We start from the raw sequence: 19,249 nt of genomic DNA, 5'->3' as shown, positions 1-19,249 counted from the left end.
CCGCCCAGCCACCGCACTTAGCCTCAACGCCTCACCTCTGAACTAAAGGGCCGCCATGACTTCCATTGAACGCATCCACCCCCATGACAAAGACCTGGGCGGCGGCTTCAAAGTGCGCAGGCTGCTGCCTGCCATGGCGCGCCAGTCGGTGGGGCCCTTCTTGTTCTTTGACCACTTTGGCCCGGCCACGGTGGTGCCGGAGTCCGAGCACGATGTGCGCCCCCATCCGCACATTGGCTTGGCCACGGTGACTTATCTGTTTTCGGGCGCCATCCTGCACCGCGACAGTTTGGGCTGCGTGCAGCAGATCGAGCCAGGCGCCATCAACTGGATGACCGCAGGGCGCGGCATCGTGCATTCCGAGCGCCGCCCGGACTCCCTGGCCAACGCCACCTATGTGAACCACGGCATTCAACTGTGGGTGGCGCTTCCACCGGAGCAAGAGGAAGCCGCCCCCAGTTTTGTGCACACGCCTGCCGATGCCATTGCGCAGTTGCAAGTGGACGACGCTACGGTGCGGGTGCTGGTGGGGCAGGCCTGGGGGGCGCAGTCGCCTGTGGTCAGCTTGGCCCCGGCGTTGTACCTTGACATCCAGTTGCCCGCCAACGGCCAACTGAGGCTGCCTGCAGGCATGGCGCAGGAGTTGGGCCTGTATGCGGTGGACGCTGCCGTGTCTGTGGCCGATGAGACGCTGGAGCCGCACACCATGGCGGTGTTGCCCACCGACCGCCCTCTGGCCTTGCGTGCGGGCTCTGCGCCTGTGCGCTGCATGTTGGTGGGCGGCGATGCCTTGGCGGAACGCCGCCATATCTGGTGGAATTTTGTCTCGTCCCGTAAGGAGCGGATCGTGCAGGCCGCCAGCGACTGGGAAGCGCAACGCATGGGGCAGGTGCCTGGTGAAACAGAATTCATCCCCTTGCCGGCACACCGCTTCAAGCCCTGACGGGCTTGTGTCTCACACAGTCAATTGTTTTTTTACCAAAAAATGCCTCTAGCGCTTTCTGATAAAGCGCTAGCAGCTCATTTTTTGATAGCGATATCGGCCGATTCTGGTGCCGAGAGGTCGGTGGCCAATACAGCCCGCTCATCAAACACGAAGCAGCCGCCGTGGTAGTGCGCGCCATCGGTGTGCTCAAAGTACTTGAGGATGCCGCCCTCGAGCTGGTACACATGCTCCAGGCCTTCCTCTTGCATCAGGATGGCGGCTTTTTCGCAGCGGATGCCACCCGTGCAAAAACTCACCACGGTCTTGTCTTGCAGGGCGGCCTTGTGGGCTTGGAGTGCTGCGGGAAACTCGGTGAACTTGCCAATGCGCCAGTCAATCGCGTTGTCGAAAGTGCCTGCGTCCACCTCAAAGGCATTGCGGGTGTCCAGGGTCACGACTTCGCGGCCATCGTCGTCGTGGCCTTGCTCCAGCCAGCGGCGCAGCGTCGCGGGGGCAACGGCCGGGGCGCGGCCTTGCGCGGGGCGGATGGTGGGGTGGTCCATGCGAATGATCTCGCGCTTGACCTTGACCAGCATCTTGCGAAACGGCACCGTGTCTGACCAGCTCTCCTTGGGGTCCAGATCCGCAAACCGCTCGTCGCCACGCAGGGTGTCGACAAAGCCCCGCACAGAGTCGGCATCGCCCGCCAAAAAGAAATTGATGCCTTCTTCGGCCAACAAAATCGTGCCCTTCAAGCCCAAAGCCACCGCGCGGGCGTGCAACTGCTCGCGCAGCACCTCTGCGTCAGGAAGGGGCACAAACTTGTAGCAGGAGATGTTGAGAACAGCAGTCACGGCAAGGCGGGTGTTGGGTACGGAAGGGAATCTTGAAAGAGGTTTGCGGCGCTCCATCACACTTCGCCATGGGCATTGGCCACAGAGCCAGAACGAGCCCGTGGGAGAGGGCTGTATGCCAACAAGCGCAGCCGCAGTAACACCACCCGGCTAGCGGGTGGGCTGGCGCCGGACTATGCAGTCTGCGTCAGCAGCGCGGTTTCGATCTTGTTGGCCAGCTGCGAGATCGCCAGGGCCGCAGGGCAGCCTGGGGTGTTCAGCAGCAGCAGTTGCCTGCGCATCACGGCGTCGCGCACCGAGGGGTCAGCAGGGATGTCGCCCATGTGAATCAGCCGCACCGGGCGGCCCGATTGGGTGCTGACAAAACGGTCCAGCACCTGCTGCAACTGGCTGGTGATGGCCCGGCCGTCGCCAGGGCGTGCCGCCTGGTTGATCACGATGCGCACATGCTGGCGCTTTTGCTGCATCGCCAGCACCTTGATGGCGGCGTAGGCGTCCGTCAGTGAGGTGGGCTCGGGCGTGGCCACGATCAGCACTTCAGAGGCGAGGGAGACGGAGAACAGCACCACATCGGAAATACCGGCGCCGGTGTCTAGCAGCACCACATCGTATTGGGGCGTCAGCGCCTGGATAACACTCAGAAACTGGCTGCGCACTTCGGGCGTGAGGCGCGAGTATTCGACCATGCCCGAGCCTGCCAGCAGCACAGAAAAACCGCCGGGCGCCTTGATCACGGCTTCGTCCAATGTGGCTTTGCCGGTGAACACATCGTGCAGTGTGATCTTGGGGTGCAGATTCAGCACCACATCCAGGTTGGCCAGGCCCAGATCAGCGTCTAGCACCAGCACGCGCTGGCCTCTGCGGGTCAGCGCTGCGGCCAGGTTGGCGGACACAAATGTTTTGCCCACACCGCCTTTGCCGCTGGTAACGGCGATGATGCGTGCACCCGCCGCAGGAGCAGCCTGCTGCGGCGTGGCGTTGGGTGTAGTGGGTTGGGGGGACAGCGCGTCGCTCATCATCTAACTTTCAGTAGGCGCTGCCTGTTGCATCCAGGGGAGGCGGAAGATCGCCCCAGCCAGAAGGTGAATACAGCGGGCCAAACAACAAGCTCTTCTCTTCGGCACTGACCGTGCTGTCGGGCTGCTCCTCGATGCTCACGCAGTTGCGTCCGGCCGATTTTGCCTGATAGAGCTGGTGATCGGCGCGGTCAATCCACAGCAGCGTGGTGGAGCGAATCCATTGAAGGGCGAACGCCCCGCCAATGCTGACGGTGACGTTGAGTTCAATCGATGGGGAAATGCGAACCGGTGTGTTGGCCACGGCGCGGCGAATGCGCTCGGCCACTACGGAGCCAAAGGCAGATTGGCAAGCGGGCAGCACCACGGCGAATTCCTCGCCACCGTATCGGGCCAGGGTGTCCATGGGGCGCACGCAAGCGGCCAAGGTGCGCGCTACAGACTGCAGCACCATGTCACCAGCCAGGTGGCCGTGGGTGTCGTTGACCTTTTTGAAGTGGTCGATGTCCAGCATCAAAAGCAAGGCGGCTTCACCCGAACGGGTCACGCGGTCGATTTCGCGCTCCAGCACGGCCCGAAAATGACGCCGATTGGCCAAGCCCGTCAGCGGGTCTTTCAGCGAAAGTTCGCACAGGCCGTCTATGACGCCTTGCAGGTATTGACGGGGGTGAGAGCGGTCCAGGCTAGGCGCTGCGCTGCTGCCGGTTACTTGGGCAACCAGGGCATGGGCAGTATCCAGGCGCAGATCGCGCAGGTCTACGAGGTGAGGGGCCGCCGAGTCAGACACAAATGGTTGCTTCTAAAGTTGATTGAGTGTATCAGCGGGGTTGGTCGTCCGATTGCAATTTCTGCACGATCACAGAGGTGTTACCCGGGGTGGGAGTTGCTGCAGGGCGACAAGGGCATCGGCATCGGTGCGGTAGGTGACCAACCCGGCGGCCGCTGGCAGCAGGCCCGCTTTGCGCAGGGCCGCCTCGACCGGCAACTTGAGTCCACTCACGTGCAGGCAACCACCCCGCGCCAGCATCTGTGCATGCAGTTGGGCAAAGGTTTCCAGGCCGGTCACGTCGATGCGGTTGACGGGTTGGGCCATCAGGCACAGGTGCTTAATCTCGGGGTGGGCGCTCAAGTGCTCCATCACCCAGCGCTCCAAGGCGCTGGCAGAGGCAAAGTCCAGCTCTGCATCCATGCGCAGCGCCAGCAGTTCGGGCGCCAGGGGGGCAGGTTCCACAGGTGGCGGTCGCGCAGGCTACCGTCCGGGTGCAGGCCTACCTCGATGATGCGGGGGTGCAGGCGCTGGTACAGAAAGTGGCACAGGTTCATCACCAAACCGGCCAAAACACCCCAATACATGCGTGGTGCGGTGGCCAGGGTCAAGGCAAAGGTGACCAATGCGATGACCGACTCCACCCGCGACGTCCGCCACAGGCGGGTGAAGGTGGCTGGTTTGATGAGGCTGAACACCGCCGTCACCACAATGGCCGCCAGGGCCGATTGCGGCACGTAGTACAGCGCCGGAGTAAGCCACAACAGCACCACCAGCACCACGAGGATGGAAAACACGGTGGCCCAACCACTTTGCGCGCCTGCATACAGGTTGATGGCCGAGCGAGAAAACGATGCGCTGGTGGCAAAGCTGCCGCACAGCCCGCTGCTGATTTTGGACAGGCCCTGGCCAATCAGGTCCTGGTTTTCGTTCCAACGTTCACTGGAACGCTGGCTCTCGACCTTGGCGCTGGAGGCAGTCTCCAAAAAGCTCACCAGGGTGATGACCAGCACAGGCATGAGCAGCGAAGAAAAGTCTGCCCAAGGCAAAAGCCCGGGCCACTGCAAGCTTGGCAACCCTTGCGGCAGGTGCCCCACCACCGCGCCACCCGCATCAGCGTAGCCGCTGATCCAGCTGATGCCGCCCGCCAGGCCCACCACCACGATGGCGGCCGGAAAGGTGGGTTTGAGCCGCTTGGCCAGCCACAGCGCGACCACAGCGCCCAAGCCGAATGCCGCCGCCGTCAGGTCAAAAAGCCCCAGAGAAGGCGTGTGCAGCAGCGCACTGAAGTCGGCCCGCAAGCCGCTGAGTGCCCCTAGCTGCGAAGACAAAATCAGCAAGGCAGCGGCCTGTGTAAAGCCGCTGAGCACGGGCGAGGTGACCACATTGACCACCCAGCCAAAGCGCGCTAAGCCCATCACGCACTGCAAGGCGCCACAAAGCAGTGCAATCCACACGGCCATTTGCACCCACTGGGCGCTGCCGGGCTCGGCCAGCCCGGTCAGCGATGCGCCAATGAGCAGGCTCGTCAAGGCCGTGGGGCCCACGCCCAGCCGGGTGGAGGCGCTGAACAGCACCGCCACCAAAGCAGGCAACAGCGATGCATAAATGCCCGTGACCAGCGGCATGCCCGCCAGCGCTGCATAGGCAACCCCCTGGGGTACGAGCATGAGGCCCACCGTCATGCCCGCCCAGAATTCGCCGCGCAGCAACGCAGCGCTGGGCCGGGGCCACGCCAAAAAAGGCAACCAGGAGCTGAAAGAAATGCGAGGCATGCAGTGATTGTCGCGCTGTGGGGCCTTTGAAGATGGCTGGGCGTGACAAAACGCGCAGGGATTGCAGTGTTTTGTCCTACACGCCTTTCCGCGCCGTCTGACCCGATGGGGCGGGCCCGCTGCCTACAGTTCAGCCATGTCTTTATCCGCAAGGAGATTTCTGATGCAAACCACCGAGATGAACCAATCCACCGTCCAGACCATGGGTGTGACTTCCAAAGCCACCCGCGTGGCGTCGATGTTGGCTGTCAGCGCTCTGGCCTTGGGCCTGATGGCCTGCAGCAAAACCGAAGAGCCCACCGTGGGCCAACGCCTGGATTCCGCCGTAGAAAAGACAGAGCAAGCCGCCGCCGATGCCCGAGCCAAGACCGAAGCCGCCATGCAAAAGGCCGAAGTGCAAGTGGAAAAGGGCGCTGAACGGGCCGAAGTGGCAGCGAAGGACCTGGGTGATTCGGCCAAGCAAGCCGCCAACTCCGCGATGGAGAAGGTGGACGATGCTTCCATCACGGCCCAAGTGTCTGCGGGGCTGGCCAAAGACCCTGATCTGAGCGCCATCAAGATCAATGTGGACACACAGGGGGGCGCCGTCACACTGAATGGTCCCGCCCCCAGCTTGGCCGCCAAGGACCGCGCCCAAACCATTGCCAAGAGCGTCAAGGGCGTGACTTCAGTGACCAACCTGCTGGTGGTTTCCGCAGGGTGATGCTTACATACCCGACGCCCAGGGCCTCCGTTGACGAGGCACTGGGCCAGGGTGCTGAAGCGCTACCATGCGCGGCATGAAGCAAGAAGACCGCGCCCCTGATATTTCCACCCAGATCGTTCACCACCGCTACCAGCCGCCCGCAGATTTTGCGGCCCCCCAGCCGGGGGTGTTCAAGGCCTCTACCGTGATTTTCCCCAACGTGGCTGCCATGCGCAGCCGCGAGTGGAAGGACAAGACGGGCTACACCTACGGCCTGCACGGCACCCCCACCACCTTCACTTTGGAAGAGCGCTTGTGCACCCTGGAAGGCGGGCACGAATGCGTGCTGGTGCCCAGTGGGCTGGCTGCCATTGCCTCGGTGAATCTGGCGTTGCTCAAGACGGGCGACGAGGTGCTGATCCCGGACAACGCTTACGGGCCAGGCAAGGATTTCGCGGCCGTCGAGCTGGCACGCTACGGCATTTCGCATGCGTTTTACGATCCACTGGACCCTGAGGACCTGGCCCGGCGCATCTCTGCTTCGACACGCCTGGTGTGGCTGGAAGCCCCAGGGTCTGTGACCATGGAGTTCCCGGACCTGTGCGAACAGGTGCGTATTTGCCGGGCCCGGGGCGTGGCCATGGCGCTCGACAACACTTGGGGCGCGGGGCTGGCTTTTGCGCCGTTTGATTTGCTGGGGGATGGCAGCCTGGGGGTTGATATCTCGGCGCATGCGCTGACCAAGTACCCCAGTGGCGGGGGCGATGTGTTGATGGGCAGCGTCATGACCCGCTCGGCGGCTTTGCACATGAAGATCAAGCTCACCCACATGCGCCTGGGGCTGGGGGTGGGGCTGAACGATGTGGAGGCCGTTTTGCGCTCGCTGCCCAGCGTGGCGTTGCGCTATGCCGCCCACGACCGCTCTGCGCGTGAACTGGCCACCTGGCTTCAGTCGCAACCGGCCATTGCGCAGGTGCTGCACCCGGCGCTGCCTGGCTCGCACGGCCATGCCCACTGGCAGGCCTTGTGTGGCGGAGCCCAGGCGGGGCAGGGCGCTGCGGCGGGCTTGTTCAGCGTGATGGTGGACGCCCGCTACAGCCAAGCCCAGGTGGATGCTTTCTGCGATGCTTTGCAGCTGTTCAAGCTGGGCTACAGCTGGGGCGGCCCTATGAGCCTGGTGGTGCCTTACCACCTGCGCAGCATGCGTGAGAGGGGCACGCCCCATCTGCAACCTGGCACGCTGGTGCGGTTTGCGATTGGGCTGGAGGCTGCCGAAGATTTGCGCCAGGACCTGCTTCAAGCCCTGGCGGTGATGGAGCGCACTGCGCACGCAGGTTGAGCAGGCCGCATTGAAAATGCGCAGGGCGGGGTGGTAGTTTCCTCAGTGGCGCGCGGTGGTGGGCTGGATTACGGTGTGGTGGCGTCTGTTTCGCTCCCCGCCTTGTGTGGGGTGGATCTTTCCACTTCGCTGCACTCCTCATGCCCGACACATCCGTTACTGAGGTCTCCACCGCCCGCGACACGGCGGCCATCACCTTGCAGCCGCTGACGCTGGCGGACCCTTTTCGCTGGCTGGCGCGCGGCGCGCACGATTTGAAGGCCGCACCCGGCATTGCGGTGTTCTACGGCCTGTGTTTCTGGTTCATGGCCTTGGTGCTGGGGTGGGTGTTTCGCACCAAACCGGAGTACACCATGTCGATTGCCAGCGGCTGCTTGCTGCTGGGCCCCTTTTGGCGATGGGCCTGTACGACACCAGCCGCAGGCGTGAGGCTGGGCTGGCGCCGCAGCTGAGCGAATCCCTGACCTGCTGGGACAGCCACATGGGCAGCATGGGCATGCTGGTGCTGGTGCTGGTGGTGCTAGAGCTGCTCTGGGGGCGGGCATCGCTGGTGGTGTTTGCGGTGTTCTTCAACACAGGTATGCCGTCGACCACCGGGGTCTTGCAGGCGGTGTTCAACCCCGAAAACTGGAGTTTTGTGGCGGTGTATGCCGTGGTGGGCGGGGTGTTTGCTGCCCTGGTGTTTTCTACCTCGGTGGTGTCCATTCCAATGATTCTGGACCGTGACACCGACGCACTGACCGCAGGCATCACCAGCATGCGCGTGGTGCTGGAGAACCCCTTGGCCATGGTGCTGTGGGGCGCTTTGATCACTGTTTTGGTGGCGGCATCGCTGTGGGCGGGCAGTGTGGCCTTGGTGCTGGTTGGGCCCTTGCTGGGGCATGCCAGCTGGCACGCTTACCGGGCGGCGGTGCAACGCTTGCCAGTCGATACGAACGCGGCGCCAGAGCCGGTTTGAGGCTCAGCGCGCGGGGCTAGCTGTTACAGTGGACCTCTACTTCAGAAAGCAAACACCTTGGCAACACCTAACTACGGATACGAAAAACGCCAGCGCGAACTCGCTAAGAAACAAAAGAAAGAAGAGAAGCTGAGAGCCAAAACACAGCGCCGGCCTGACGATCCGCACGCTGGGCCAGATGCCGGTGACCAGGCCGCTCAAGCGCCTTCTGCACCGGCGGACCCTGCGGCCAGTTAATGGCGGGCATTCATGGCTTGGCTGATGTCCCACTCAGAAGCCTCGCAATGGAATGATCCACTCAAGAGCCCGTGCGCTGCCTTTTCCAAAAAAGGCAGCGCACGGGCTCTTTGTTTTTGTCTGTCAGTGCCTGCCCATGGCGCTCAGCGCAGCAGCTTTTTAAGCTCTGGCCACACATTGGCCAGCATCTGTGGATGGGCCTCGGCCTTGGGGTGGATGCGGTCGGCCTGAAACAAGCGCGTAGGGTCTGCGCCATCGGCCACCCCTTTGAGAAAGAACGGCACCACCGCCGCTTTGTGCGCCTTGGCCACCCCCTCAAACACCGCTGCAAAGCGGTTGGCATAGTCGGTGCCGTAGTTGGGCGGCACCTGCATGCCAATCAACAGCACCTTGGCCCCGGCTTTTTGGGCCGATTGGGCCATGAAGCCCAGGTTGTCTTGTGTGTTTTGCAGCGGCAGGCCACGCAGCGCATCGTTGCCGCCCAGCTCAATCACCACCTGGCTGGGCTGGTGCTGTTGCAGCAGTGCAGTAATGCGCGAGCGGCCGCCCGAGGTGGTCTCACCGCTCACGCTTGCATTGATGACCTTGGCGTTGATCTTCTCTTGCGCCAATTGCTTTTCCAGCAGGGCCACCCAGCCGCTGCCGCGTGGCAGGCCGTATTCCGCACTCAATGAGTCTCCCACCACCAAAATCACGGCGGGCTTGCCTGCCGCCGCTTTGGGGGCGCCTTGGGCAAAAACCCCCGGGCTGGAAATCCCCATGGCAAGGGCGGAGGCCGTGGTCAGGATAAAGTGACGCCGATGCAGATTGCGAATCAAAGTAAAGAGCCTTTCATGTCCGAATCCCCCTCATCGCCCGTGACACCCATTATTGCGGTGGAGCATGTGTTCAAGTCGGTGACGGATTCCACCGGCACACTCGACATTTTGCGGGATATCGATTTCCGCCTGGCGTCCAGGGAAACCGCGGCCATCGTGGGCGCGTCGGGTTCGGGCAAGAGCACCTTGCTGTCCATCATTGCCGGGCTGGACACCCCCACGCGGGGCACCGTGCGGCTGGACGGCCACGATCTGTTCGCGCTGGACGAGGACGACCGTGCCGCGCTGCGGGCGCAAAAGGTTGGGTTCGTATTTCAGAGCTTTCAGCTCATGGGCAACCTCACGGCGCTGGAGAACGTGATGCTGCCGCTGGAGTTGGCCGAGCGCCGCGATGCCCGCAAGGCCGCCACCGAGATGCTGCAGCGCGTGGGCCTGGGGCAACGGCTGGGGCACTACCCCAAGGTGCTCTCGGGCGGTGAGCAGCAGCGCGTGGCCTTGGCCCGTGCGTTTGTGGTGCAACCGGCCTTGCTGCTGGCCGACGAACCCACGGGCAGCCTGGACTTCGCCACGGGCGAATCCATCATGCAGCTGATGTTTGAGCTCAACCGCGAGCAGGGAACGACACTGGTGCTGGTGACCCACGACCGGGGGATTGCCGCGCAGTGCGAGCGGCGGATCACCATCGACGCCGGGCGGGTGGTTGAGGATTGATTTCAAAGAAAATTGGCTGCTAGCGCTTATTGAATAAGCGCTAGCAGCTATTGAATTGATAGCAATTGGGTCGTATGACACAAGCCCTTGGCAGTTTCTCTGCCCGCGGCTGGGGCGCCAAGCGTCCCAAGTTGGAGATTCGTTTCATAAAGACGCCGAGAATCGCCGCCGTGCTGTGTTGCCATCCTCGCGATAGCTACGGCTATCGCTGTGGTTTGCGCCTTGCCTGACGAAGATTTCGGCTTCTTTATTTCATTAACGAACTTCCAACTCGGGACACTGGCGGCCGCGCAACGATAATCCCTGCATGTCCTCCCCCAAAGTTCTTTTCGGCTTTCACGCCGTAGGTGTGCGCCTGAAGACGGCGCCCCAATCCATCATCGAGATTTATTACGAGTCCACACGCCGTGACGCGCGCATGCGTCAGTTTCTGGACCGTGCCAAGGAAGCCGGTGCCCGCCTGATCGAAGCCGACAGCGTCCGCATCGCCAAGCTCGCGGGCAGCCACGGCCACCAGGGTGTGGCTGCGCGGGTGGAACCCGTGGCGCAGGTGACCTCGCTGGACGAACTGCTGGAGAACCTGGAAGCTGCAGGCATCGAGCAGCCTCTGCTGCTGGTGCTGGACGGCGTGACCGACCCGCACAACCTGGGCGCCTGCCTGCGCGTGGCCGATGGCGCTGGAGCCCATGCCGTCATCGCCCCCAAAGACCATGCGGTGGGCATCAACGCCACCGTGGCCAAGGTGGCCAGCGGGGCGGCAGAGACCATGCCTTACTTCATGGTCACCAACCTGGCCCGCACGCTGGGCGAGCTCAAGGAGCGCAACATCTGGTGCATTGGCACCAGTGACGATGCGCCCAAGACCGTGTACCAAGTCGACCTCAAGGGCCCCGTGGCCCTGGTGCTGGGGGCCGAGGGCGACGGCATGCGCCAGCTCACCCGCAAGACCTGCGATGAGCTGGTCAGCATTCCCATGAAGGGGGCGGTGGAGAGCCTGAACGTGTCTGTAGCCAGTGGGGTGTGCCTGTACGAGGCACTGCGCCAGCGATCGCTTTGATGTGACGGTGAAGGCGGGGCAGCAAGGGCCCCGCCACCACAGGCGGCCACCAAGGCAGGGCGCGCCTGCCAAGCGTCCTCCAATCCTCGTTCACCATCTTTCACGTTGTGTGGGTTGCATCACGAATTGTCGCCTAGTCGACTCTCATTCACCGATGCGCTTGTTAGTCTGTGCGGTTTTGCATCTTTCGGGCTAACTGCACATGAGTCGTCGTCAATTTCTTTTGCGAGCCACCCAAGCTGTGGCTGCTGCGGGTTTGCCCGCCTGGTCTCACTCCGTTCTGGCGGCAGAAGAGGCCCTGTCTGCCAAGCATGTCACGCTGGGTTGCTCCATCGCACTCACCGGCCCGCTGGGCATTGCAGGCTCTGAGCAAGTGGCAGGCATGAAAGCCGCCTTTGCCGAGGTGAACGCCGCAGGCGGCGTGCATGGCCGTGAAATTCGCCTGGATGTGAAGGATGACGCCTATGTGGCCAGCCGCACCGCACAGAACGTGACGGGCATGCTGGAAGCGCAGTCCATCTTCGCCCTGATTTCGCCCTTGGGCACGGCCAACACGGCTGCCATTTTGCCCATGGTGGAAAGCAAGGGCATTCCCACAGTGGGGCCGGTGACGGGCGCTACATCGCTGCGCTCGGCCGAGCAGCGCAACGTGTTTTTCCTGCGCCCGAGCTACCGCGAAGAATCCCTGCGCCTGGTCAAGCAAGTGGTGGAGATGGGCCTCAAGCGCATTGCCGTGGTGTACCTGGACAACCCTTTTGGTAAGGAAGTGCTCAAGGACATGTCCAAGGCGCTGGACGATGCCAAGGTCGAACGTTCGGGTGAATTTGCCCTGGCGGTCGATGGCAAAAATGCGGCTGAGCTGGCCGACAAAGTGGCCGCAGACCGCCCCGGTGCGGTGCTGCTGGCCACCACGGGCACGGCCAATACGGCGTTTGTGCTGGCGTTTCGCACCAAGGCCCAGGGCGTGCCGTTGGCTGGGTTGTCTGTGGCCGTGGTGTCGTCCGAGCTGCCCAAGCTGGCTGCCGCCAGCCGTGGATTGGCTCTGGTGCAGGTGTTTCCGGACGCCAATTCGCAAAAATCAGTCGTGGTGCGCAAGTTCCAGTCCACCATGAAGGCCACCGGCGCCAACCCCGCTCACTTCACCAGCACCAGCAGCCTGGAAGGCTGGCTGAACGCACAAGTGATGATCGAGGGCCTGAAAAACGCGGGCAAGGAGCCCACCCGGGACCGCCTGCGCAGCGGCTTGGCCAGTATCCGCGCGCTGTCGTTTGGCGACTTCAGTGTGGGCTTTGGCGGCAAAGCGCCTTTTGTGGGCTCTGACGCGCTTTACCTGGCTGTTTACGCAGAAAACGCCCGCCGCATCAGCTAAGGCCTGCGCTGCTACCCGCCCAACTGGCCGTCAGGCCAGGGGCAGGTTCGGCTGCAGGGCCTGGCTCAGCTCGTCGTGCAGCGCCACCACGGGCTTGACTTGGGGGTGCACAGTGCCGCTGCCCACATCGCCCAGCCACCGGCATGCGGCATAAGCCTGGGCTTTGCTGTCGTATGCCTGCGTCCAGGCGGTGCGCTGGGGCATGGCTTCGGCCCGCACCGGCCACACACCCGGGCGGGGGCGCATGGGGCTGTCTATGCCCATGCGCCAGGGCTTGCCAGTCACGCGGGCGCGGAAGCAATGCTGGTTGTTGCACATGCGCACGTACATCGGGTCGGCCAGTACCTGTGCAAAAAATGCCTGCACCAGCCCATCGGTGGGCTCTGCCACGGCGTGCGTGACCAGCAAACGCAGGCCCGCCGGGGTGCGGTACAGCCGCACGTTCCAGTCTGGGTGCGCGGCCACAAAGGCTTGGAGCTTTTGGCGGGCCAGGCCCTCGTGCCCACCCTTGTGGCTGATCCACAGCCGGTGCAAGGCCTGGGCGGCTGGCGCAGAGGCAAGCCCGCCCAGCACCAATGCCAACAGCCAAGCCCAGCCACCCACGTAGGCGCGGCTGGTAGCTACGACGGCGAGTGCCAGCAGCGCAAACAGCACCCAGGCCAGCCGTGCAGGCGCCTGGGTGGCAAAGTCCACATCGGCAAACACCACATCGGGCGTATTCAGGCAGTGGGCGCCATAGGCGTTGCGGGTGATGACGGTGCTGCCGTGGCGCGCCAGCACCTCTTCGCGGATCGGCAGGCCCTGCGCGCCGTTGTAGGCCTGCTTGCGCTCGCGCCGCGCCACGGTGCGGCCTGCCTGCAGGTCTGCCATGGCCTGCGCGGCCCGTGCATCGGCCATGGCTTGCGCGTCGGCCTCGCTGGTGTCAGACCATCCCCAGCGGCGCACCGTGGTTTGGCGTTTGCCGTGCTGTTGTTGCAGGCGGGCTTCTGCCCAAAAATCAGGGACGATCATGATGGCGGTATCCGTTTGCGGGAGGGGCGCCGTTGCTACACCAAGCCCATGGCGCCCAGCAGCGCACCGGCCCCCAGCATCCACAGCAAGTGGAGCTTGGTGCGCCACACCAGCAGGGCGGCCATGGCGGTCAGGGCCCACAAGGGCCAGTTGTGCAGTGACGAACCCTGGGTGCGTGTCAGCACCCAGGCGGTGGCCAGCAGCAAACCAATCACCACCGGTGCCATGCCTTGTTTAAAGGCCCGCACGCTGCGCCGGTTGCGATTGCGGTGGCCCCAGCGCGTGGCCTGCCAGGTCAGCACGCTGCTGGGCAACATCACGCCCACCATGCACACCACAATGCCCAGCAGGCCCAGGGCCCAGCCCATCATGCCCGGGCCGCCTGCGTTCAGGCCCACGTTCCAGCCCAGCAGGGCGATGAACAGCACATTGGGGCCGGGCGCGGCCTGGGCAATGGCGATGGAGGTGTTGAACTGCGTGTCGGTGAGCCAGGCGTTGCGGTCTACCAAAAAGCGGTGCATGTCTGGCGCTGTGCTGATGGCGCCCCCCACGGCCAGCAACGACAGGGACATGTAGTACATGAACAGGTGAAACCAGTCGAGCGCAGACAGCGCGGCCAAGGCGGGTGCGGTGGATGTCATGGGGTGAGCTTTCTCCAGGTCAACACACAGGCCAGCAAGCCCACGGTGGGCAGTGTCCAGAACAGGGGCCAGCGCAGCACCGCCATGGCCACCACCGTGAGGGCCGCCAACCCCACGCACACCCACAAGCCCAGGGGGTGCTTTTTCAGCGTGGACGAAAGCTTCAGGCCCATGCCTGCAATCAGCCCAGCCGCCACCGCGCCCATGCCGCGCAGCGCGCCAGCCACCGCAGGGTGATCGGCAAACTGCGCATAGACCACGGCCAGGGCCAGCACCAGCACCATCGGAAACGCCAGCATGCCCGCCAGCGCCGCCAGTGCACCGCGCCAGCCAAAGTAGCGCTCGCCAATCATGATGGAGAGGTTCACCACATTGGGGCCCGGCATGATCTGCGCCACGGCCCAGTCTTCGACAAACTCTTCGTTGGTCATCCAGCGCTTTTTGTCGACCAGCTCGCGTTGCACCACGGCCAGCACGCCGCCAAAGCCTTGCAGCGCCAGCCAGGTGAAGGACCAAAACAGGTCAGAGCAGTTGCGGGGCTGTGGGCGTGCGCTGGCGTCGGCGGCTTCGGTCATAAATGGCATTTAGCATAAAAACTGCTGCTAGCGCTTTATTTAAAAGCGCTAGCAGCTATCAAATCAGGAGTAAATCACTGGGGCATCCCGCAAGTATCTGTGCGAAACCGGCACCTGCCGGGGCGGCAGAGTCCGCACCGCTTGCTGCAGGGTGATTCTCAGTACGCCATGGTACGCGCGGCCGCCTTGCGCCAGGCGGGCCTTGCCATCGCAGACCGGAAAGGGCGGGGCACGCGTTGGTGCATGCCAAGCAATACGGAGCAGTGCGTGGGGCGCACCGAGAACGCGGGTGGAGCAACAACTTAGCTCCGCCGATCCGCAGGGCTTGTTACTTACCCAAGGTGCCTTGCAGCTTGTGCTCTTGCACCCGCCAGCCTGCTTGCTCAAGGTACTTCACCTTGAAGATGCGCAAATCGGCCTGTGCCTCGTATTTGACCTTGAAGATCTTGAAGGTCGCCTGGCTTTCGTAGTTCACCAGATGCCATACGGCGTCGCCCGTGGCTTGCTGCTCGTAGGGTACTTCCAGCACCGCCAGATCCGCCTGGCTTTCATAGGGAGCCTCAAACACCTTGGCATCGGCTTGGCTTTCGTATTTCACAACCAGTATTTGCGCCATGTCAGTCCCTTGTTGGTGGTATGCGGTCTGGCGACCCCTGCGCAGGCTCGCCGTGTTGGGGCCCGAGGGTATCCAAAAAAGCCAGCCAAATCAGCCCTGGCAGACAGGCGTTACGTCTTGATGCTTTATCGGTGAGTGGCTCGTCGGTGTTTGACCCCCAGCGCCCGTCACGCGCGCAGCGCAATGCCAGTGGCCTCAAAGCCAGACGCTCTGAATGGGCACGTCTGCAGTGAACATATTGATGTATTGCACCAAGCGCGGCAGTTTGCCGTGATTGGGGCTGGCACCATGGGGCAAAGCCTGGTGCCAGATGACCAAATCACCGGCCTTGCCCCCAATGCGTTGCGCGCCCAGAGCCTGCAGGTCCTGCGATCTGGGGTCGGCGCCTGAAGGGAGGCTGCTAAGCCAGTCTCCGACAGAGTGCTGAAATCTGGGCACAACGCGCAGCGCCCCTTGCTCGGGTGGGGTGTCGGTCAGGTACAAGATACCTTGGGTGCAAAACGGAATCGGCTGTTGCAGGCTCACATCCCAGTGCAGGCCTGTGGCTTGAAATAGATGGTCTGGCCGCTCAGGAACATTGAAACCGCAGCGGTCTGTGCTGCGCCACAGGTCCGCAGTACCCCACAGCTGCGCAAATGCCTTGTGGATACGCAGTGAGCGCCGGTTGGTTTCAAACGCAGGGTGCTGGAATCGCTGCACCATGATGTTGCGAGGTGCCTTGGCATACCAGGATGCCTCATCGTCGTCTGCGGCCCCCACGGTGTCCCAAACCACCTGGGCTGCTTCGGCACTCTGTGTGGGCGAAACGGCCCCTTGGACCACGACGTAGCCCTGATCATTCCATTGCTCCAAATCGGCAGCGCTGAGCACGGGAGGCATGGCGTCAATCGCTTGGTGCAGCTCCCAGACTTCGCGGGGCACCGGCTCGCCCAGCACCAGCGCCCAGATGCGCGCGATGGTGGCAGGGTGCGGCTGGCCCGCTGTGCGGACGATCCAGTCTTCAAACGCCGCAAAATCCGGTGCCTCGTGCAGCACGTATTGCATGGTCTGCTCCAGGCCCACGCCCAGCGCCGACAACACCAGCATGGTGCGGTGGTAGTCCGTATCGTGTCCTAGCTGTGCGCCCGCGCGAGCAGCCATCCAGCGCGACCAACTGCGTTTGAGGTGAGGCACGTGCAAAGAGCCTGTTTCCGATGGAGCGCACAGTGGGTGTGAAGCTAAGGTGCTATGGGTCATCAAAGAGTCTGGCCACTATGTTGCGCAGGGTCACCCAATGGTGTTGGGGGATGGTCAGCTTTCTCTCACGCTTGGTAGACCGTGCCAAGTTATTTTTGAGCCTTGTGACTTACTCAGACGGCTCATGGTCCCTGCACCGCAGGCAGCAGCATCTCCCGCTCAGTGCAAAAGCGCTTGGCTTCTTCTTCCAGCCAATCGCGCACCTGCTGCATGGCGGGGCTGGGGTGGCTGGAGGTGACAAACGAGTAGGCGGCGCGAGACAGCACGCTGCGGCCCAGCAGCGGCACGAGCCGACCAGCCTTCACGTCTTGCAGTACCAGCGCCGCGCGGCCCATGGCAATGCCTTGTCCGGCCAGCGCCGCCCCCAGGGCCAGTTGCGACAGGTTGAATTGCTGCCCGCCCGCCCATGGGGGCGGCGTGGCACCCCTTTGGGTGAACCAGTGTTGCCATTCTTCGTAGGTCTCGGCGCCTTCCCATGCGCTGCTGTCGTGCAGCAGCCAGTCGCTGCGCAGGTCTTCGGGGGTATGGATGGTGGGATGGCGTGCCAGGAAGTCAGGGCTGGCCACGGGAATGAGCCATTCGTCCAGAAACACCGTGGCATTCAGGTCGGGATACAGGCCCAGGTCAAACCGCACGGCTGCTTCGATGCCGTCGCGCACCATGCGGGTGCGGTCCAGCGTATGGAATTCGCCAAACACGCGCAGCCCGGTGCGAGGGTATTGGCGAAAGAAGTCGCCCAGCCGAGGAGTGAGCCAGCTCATGGCGAACGAGGGGGAGCAACTCAGCGTCGCGGTGGTGGCCTCTGCCGGCTGGCGCATTTGCGCCAGCGTGCTTTCAATGGCGTCAAAGCTTTCGCGCAGCACCACCGCCAGCCATTTGCCCTCGGGTGTGGGAACCAGGGCCCGCGGCGTGCGCAAAAACAACGGACGACGCAGCCATTCTTCCAGTTGCTTCACCTGTTGGCTGACCGCACCCTGGGTGATGCACAGCTCTGCAGCAGCTTTGGTGAAGCTGCCATGGCGTGCAGCGGCATCAAAGCTGCGCAGCCAGGCCAGCAGGGAAGGGGAGAGTCGAATATCCATTATTAATACTAATGTCTTTCTCAATATAAATGCGTTGTGACAGCGGCGTGACCCACTAAAAATGCAGTCAGTTAACAATGACACAAGTGCGCATGACATCCCTTGAGTGCCAGCCTGCAGTGCCTTCCTTGCCCCCAGACCTTCGCCAGAACCCGATCCTTGCGGTAGATGCCTTGCTGTCAGCACGCCTGCGCAACGCCCAGCCTGCGCTTTGGACCAATGCCGCTGTGCAGGCCCACCCTGCGCCCGTGCTTTCGGCACTAGGGAGAACCATTAGTCTGGATGATACGAAAGCAGCCGCCGCCCGGTTGGCCCGCTTTGCCGGGTTGCTGGCGCAGGTGTTTCCCGAGTTGGCTGAGACGGCGGGCCAGGTGGAGTCGCCCTTGCTGCCCGCCGATGCTCTGCAGGCCGCCATCGGAATGGCCGAGGGACAAGGGCGCTTGTTTATCAAGGCTGACCACAGTTTGCCTGTGGCGGGCTCCATCAAAGCCAGGGGCGGCATGCACGAGGTGCTGGAGTTTGCCGAGCAACTGGCGCTGCAGCACGGGTTGGTTGAGGAAGGCGGTGATTACCGCACCCTGGCGACCCCGGCCGCGCGCGAGGTACTGGGGCGCTACCAGGTGGCGGTGGGCTCTACGGGCAACCTGGGGTTGAGCATTGGCGTGGTGGCATCGGCCCTGGGGTTCAAGGCGGCCGTGCACATGTCGGCCGACGCCAAAGAGTGGAAAAAAGACCGCTTGCGCCAGCGGGGTGTGCAGGTGGTGGAGCACCAGGGCGACTACGAGCGTGCCGTGGCGGCAGGTCGCGCCCAGGCCAGCGCCGACCCGACGTGCCATTTTGTGGACGATGAACAGTCTTTCTCGCTGTTGCTGGGCTACAGCGCTGCAGCCTTGCATTTGCAGACCCAATTGGCAGAGCAAGGGGTGGCGGTGGATGCCGAGCACCCGCTCATCGTGTACCTGCCTTGCGGTGTGGGCGGTGCGCCTGCGGGCATTGCGTTTGGCTTGCGCCAACTGCTGGGGCCACATGTGCACTGCTTTTTTGCCGAGCCCGTGCAGTCGCCATGCTTCATGGTGCAGATGCTGGCAGATGCCACGCAGGGCCCAGGGCAGCACCCGTCGGTGTATGACTGGGGCCTGACCAACCGCACAGAAGCCGACGGCTTGGCCGTGCCGCGCGCCTCGTTGCTGGCCGCAGCGCTGATGCAGCCCTTGCTGTCGGGTGTGTTCACCGTGGCCGACGACACTTTGTTTGCGCACCTGGTGCAGGTGCTGGATGCCTTGAAGGAACGCATCGAGCCGTCTGCTGCTGCGGGCTTCAGCGGCCCCGGCATGCTGGTGGGAACCACGGCCGGGCAGGCCTGGTTGCGCAGCACGGGCGTGGATGCCGTGCTGCGCCAAGCCACGCAGCTGGTGTGGACCACCGGTGGGCTGCTGGTGCCCGATGCGCAGTACCAGGGCTTTGTGCAGCGCGGGCGCGCTGTGCTGGCAGGGCGCGGATCGCTGCCGTTTTGACGGGGTGCGCCCCCTGTTTCGATCACTTGATTTTTACTTTTTCCTTTACTTTTGTGACCTTTGG

The 19,249-nt window shown here is 63.3% G+C and carries 18 protein-coding genes and 2 pseudogenes; 9 read left to right on the top strand and 11 right to left on the bottom strand.

Annotated elements, in window-relative coordinates:
- Positions 1-55 precede the first annotated feature (55 nt).
- Positions 56-943 carry a pirin family protein gene (locus EAG14_RS11000; RefSeq protein WP_121728875.1) on the top strand — a complete coding sequence of 296 codons (888 nt, stop codon included), beginning with the start codon at positions 56-58 and terminating at the stop codon, positions 941-943.
- A gap of 77 nt (positions 944-1,020) precedes the next feature.
- Here the strand turns inward: EAG14_RS11000 and EAG14_RS10995 are convergent, their stop codons facing one another.
- The 4 genes and pseudogenes from EAG14_RS10995 to EAG14_RS10980 all read right to left on the bottom strand — a co-directional run bounded on the left by EAG14_RS10995 (position 1,021) and on the right by EAG14_RS10980 (position 5,336).
- Positions 1,021-1,779 carry a sulfurtransferase gene (locus EAG14_RS10995; protein WP_121728874.1) on the bottom strand — a complete coding sequence of 253 codons (759 nt, stop codon included), beginning with the start codon at positions 1,777-1,779 and terminating at the stop codon, positions 1,021-1,023.
- A 173-nt stretch (positions 1,780-1,952) separates the two neighbouring features.
- Entirely contained in the window at positions 1,953-2,795 is an 843-nt protein-coding gene (locus EAG14_RS10990) for a MinD/ParA family protein (RefSeq protein ID WP_121730424.1), read from the bottom strand.
- A gap of 10 nt (positions 2,796-2,805) precedes the next feature.
- A complete protein-coding gene (locus EAG14_RS10985) occupies positions 2,806-3,582 on the bottom strand; it encodes a GGDEF domain-containing protein (RefSeq protein ID WP_121728873.1) in 777 nt (258 codons plus the stop codon).
- A 69-nt stretch (positions 3,583-3,651) separates the two neighbouring features.
- Positions 3,652-5,336: pseudogene (locus EAG14_RS10980) on the bottom strand (SulP family inorganic anion transporter).
- Positions 5,337-5,538: 202 nt separating this feature from the next.
- Here EAG14_RS10980 and EAG14_RS10975 point away from each other — a divergent pair.
- The 4 genes and pseudogenes from EAG14_RS10975 to EAG14_RS23330 all read left to right on the top strand — a co-directional run bounded on the left by EAG14_RS10975 (position 5,539) and on the right by EAG14_RS23330 (position 8,555).
- The gene (locus tag EAG14_RS10975) at positions 5,539-6,039 is read left to right on the top strand and encodes a BON domain-containing protein (protein ID WP_121730423.1); all 501 of its coding nucleotides are present in this window, start codon (positions 5,539-5,541) and stop codon (positions 6,037-6,039) included.
- Positions 6,040-6,106: 67 nt separating this feature from the next.
- Positions 6,107-7,360, top strand: a complete 1,254-nt coding sequence (locus tag EAG14_RS10970; protein ID WP_121728872.1) for a PLP-dependent transferase — start codon at positions 6,107-6,109, stop codon at positions 7,358-7,360.
- Positions 7,361-7,500: 140 nt separating this feature from the next.
- A pseudogene (locus EAG14_RS10965) lies at positions 7,501-8,318 on the top strand (DUF2189 domain-containing protein).
- Positions 8,319-8,375: 57 nt separating this feature from the next.
- Positions 8,376-8,555, top strand: coding sequence for a hypothetical protein (locus EAG14_RS23330; protein ID WP_121728871.1), 180 nt, complete (start codon positions 8,376-8,378; stop codon positions 8,553-8,555).
- A 143-nt stretch (positions 8,556-8,698) separates the two neighbouring features.
- Here EAG14_RS23330 and EAG14_RS10955 read toward each other — a convergent pair whose 3' ends face one another.
- Positions 8,699-9,316: an arylesterase gene (locus EAG14_RS10955; protein WP_162995967.1), complete on the bottom strand. Its 618-nt coding sequence runs from the start codon at positions 9,314-9,316 to the stop codon at positions 8,699-8,701.
- A 72-nt stretch (positions 9,317-9,388) separates the two neighbouring features.
- On the opposite strand from EAG14_RS10955, the gene EAG14_RS10950 reads away from it, so the two are divergent.
- From EAG14_RS10950 to EAG14_RS10940, 3 genes are all read left to right on the top strand, one after another.
- Positions 9,389-10,084, top strand: coding sequence for an ABC transporter ATP-binding protein (locus tag EAG14_RS10950; RefSeq protein WP_121728869.1), 696 nt, complete (start codon positions 9,389-9,391; stop codon positions 10,082-10,084).
- Positions 10,085-10,391: 307 nt separating this feature from the next.
- Entirely contained in the window at positions 10,392-11,141 is a 750-nt protein-coding gene (rlmB, locus tag EAG14_RS10945; protein ID WP_099655382.1) for a 23S rRNA (guanosine(2251)-2'-O)-methyltransferase RlmB, read from the top strand.
- 202 nt (positions 11,142-11,343) lie between these two features.
- Entirely contained in the window at positions 11,344-12,510 is a 1,167-nt protein-coding gene (locus EAG14_RS10940; RefSeq protein WP_121728868.1) for an ABC transporter substrate-binding protein, read from the top strand.
- A gap of 30 nt (positions 12,511-12,540) precedes the next feature.
- Here EAG14_RS10940 and EAG14_RS10935 read toward each other — a convergent pair whose 3' ends face one another.
- The 6 genes from EAG14_RS10935 to EAG14_RS10910 form a co-directional block, all read right to left on the bottom strand.
- Entirely contained in the window at positions 12,541-13,521 is a 981-nt protein-coding gene (locus EAG14_RS10935) for a hypothetical protein (protein WP_121728867.1), read from the bottom strand.
- 35 nt (positions 13,522-13,556) lie between these two features.
- Positions 13,557-14,162: a chromate transporter gene (locus EAG14_RS10930; RefSeq protein WP_121728866.1), complete on the bottom strand. Its 606-nt coding sequence runs from the start codon at positions 14,160-14,162 to the stop codon at positions 13,557-13,559.
- The gene (locus EAG14_RS10925; protein WP_099655385.1) at positions 14,159-14,746 is read right to left on the bottom strand and encodes a chromate transporter; all 588 of its coding nucleotides are present in this window, start codon (positions 14,744-14,746) and stop codon (positions 14,159-14,161) included. Before EAG14_RS10925 ends, EAG14_RS10930 begins: the two co-directional genes overlap by 4 nt.
- 319 nt (positions 14,747-15,065) lie before the next feature.
- Positions 15,066-15,353, bottom strand: coding sequence for a DUF6150 family protein (locus EAG14_RS10920; RefSeq protein WP_099655386.1), 288 nt, complete (start codon positions 15,351-15,353; stop codon positions 15,066-15,068).
- Between the two features lie 195 nt (positions 15,354-15,548).
- A complete protein-coding gene (locus EAG14_RS10915; protein ID WP_240457003.1) occupies positions 15,549-16,526 on the bottom strand; it encodes a phytanoyl-CoA dioxygenase family protein in 978 nt (325 codons plus the stop codon).
- Between the two features lie 185 nt (positions 16,527-16,711).
- Positions 16,712-17,671 (bottom strand): LysR substrate-binding domain-containing protein, encoded by a 960-nt coding sequence (locus EAG14_RS10910; protein ID WP_121728864.1) that lies wholly within the window; start codon positions 17,669-17,671, stop codon positions 16,712-16,714.
- A 92-nt stretch (positions 17,672-17,763) separates the two neighbouring features.
- Here EAG14_RS10910 and EAG14_RS10905 point away from each other — a divergent pair, with 92 nt between their 5' ends.
- A complete protein-coding gene (locus tag EAG14_RS10905) occupies positions 17,764-19,185 on the top strand; it encodes a D-serine ammonia-lyase (protein ID WP_121730422.1) in 1,422 nt (473 codons plus the stop codon).
- Positions 19,186-19,249 lie beyond the last annotated feature (64 nt).

Origin of the sequence: Acidovorax sp. 1608163, assembly GCF_003669015.1 — a bacterium.
Lineage (GTDB): Bacteria > Pseudomonadota > Gammaproteobacteria > Burkholderiales > Burkholderiaceae_C > Acidovorax.
This window is presented reverse-complemented; position numbering and strand designations above follow the sequence as displayed.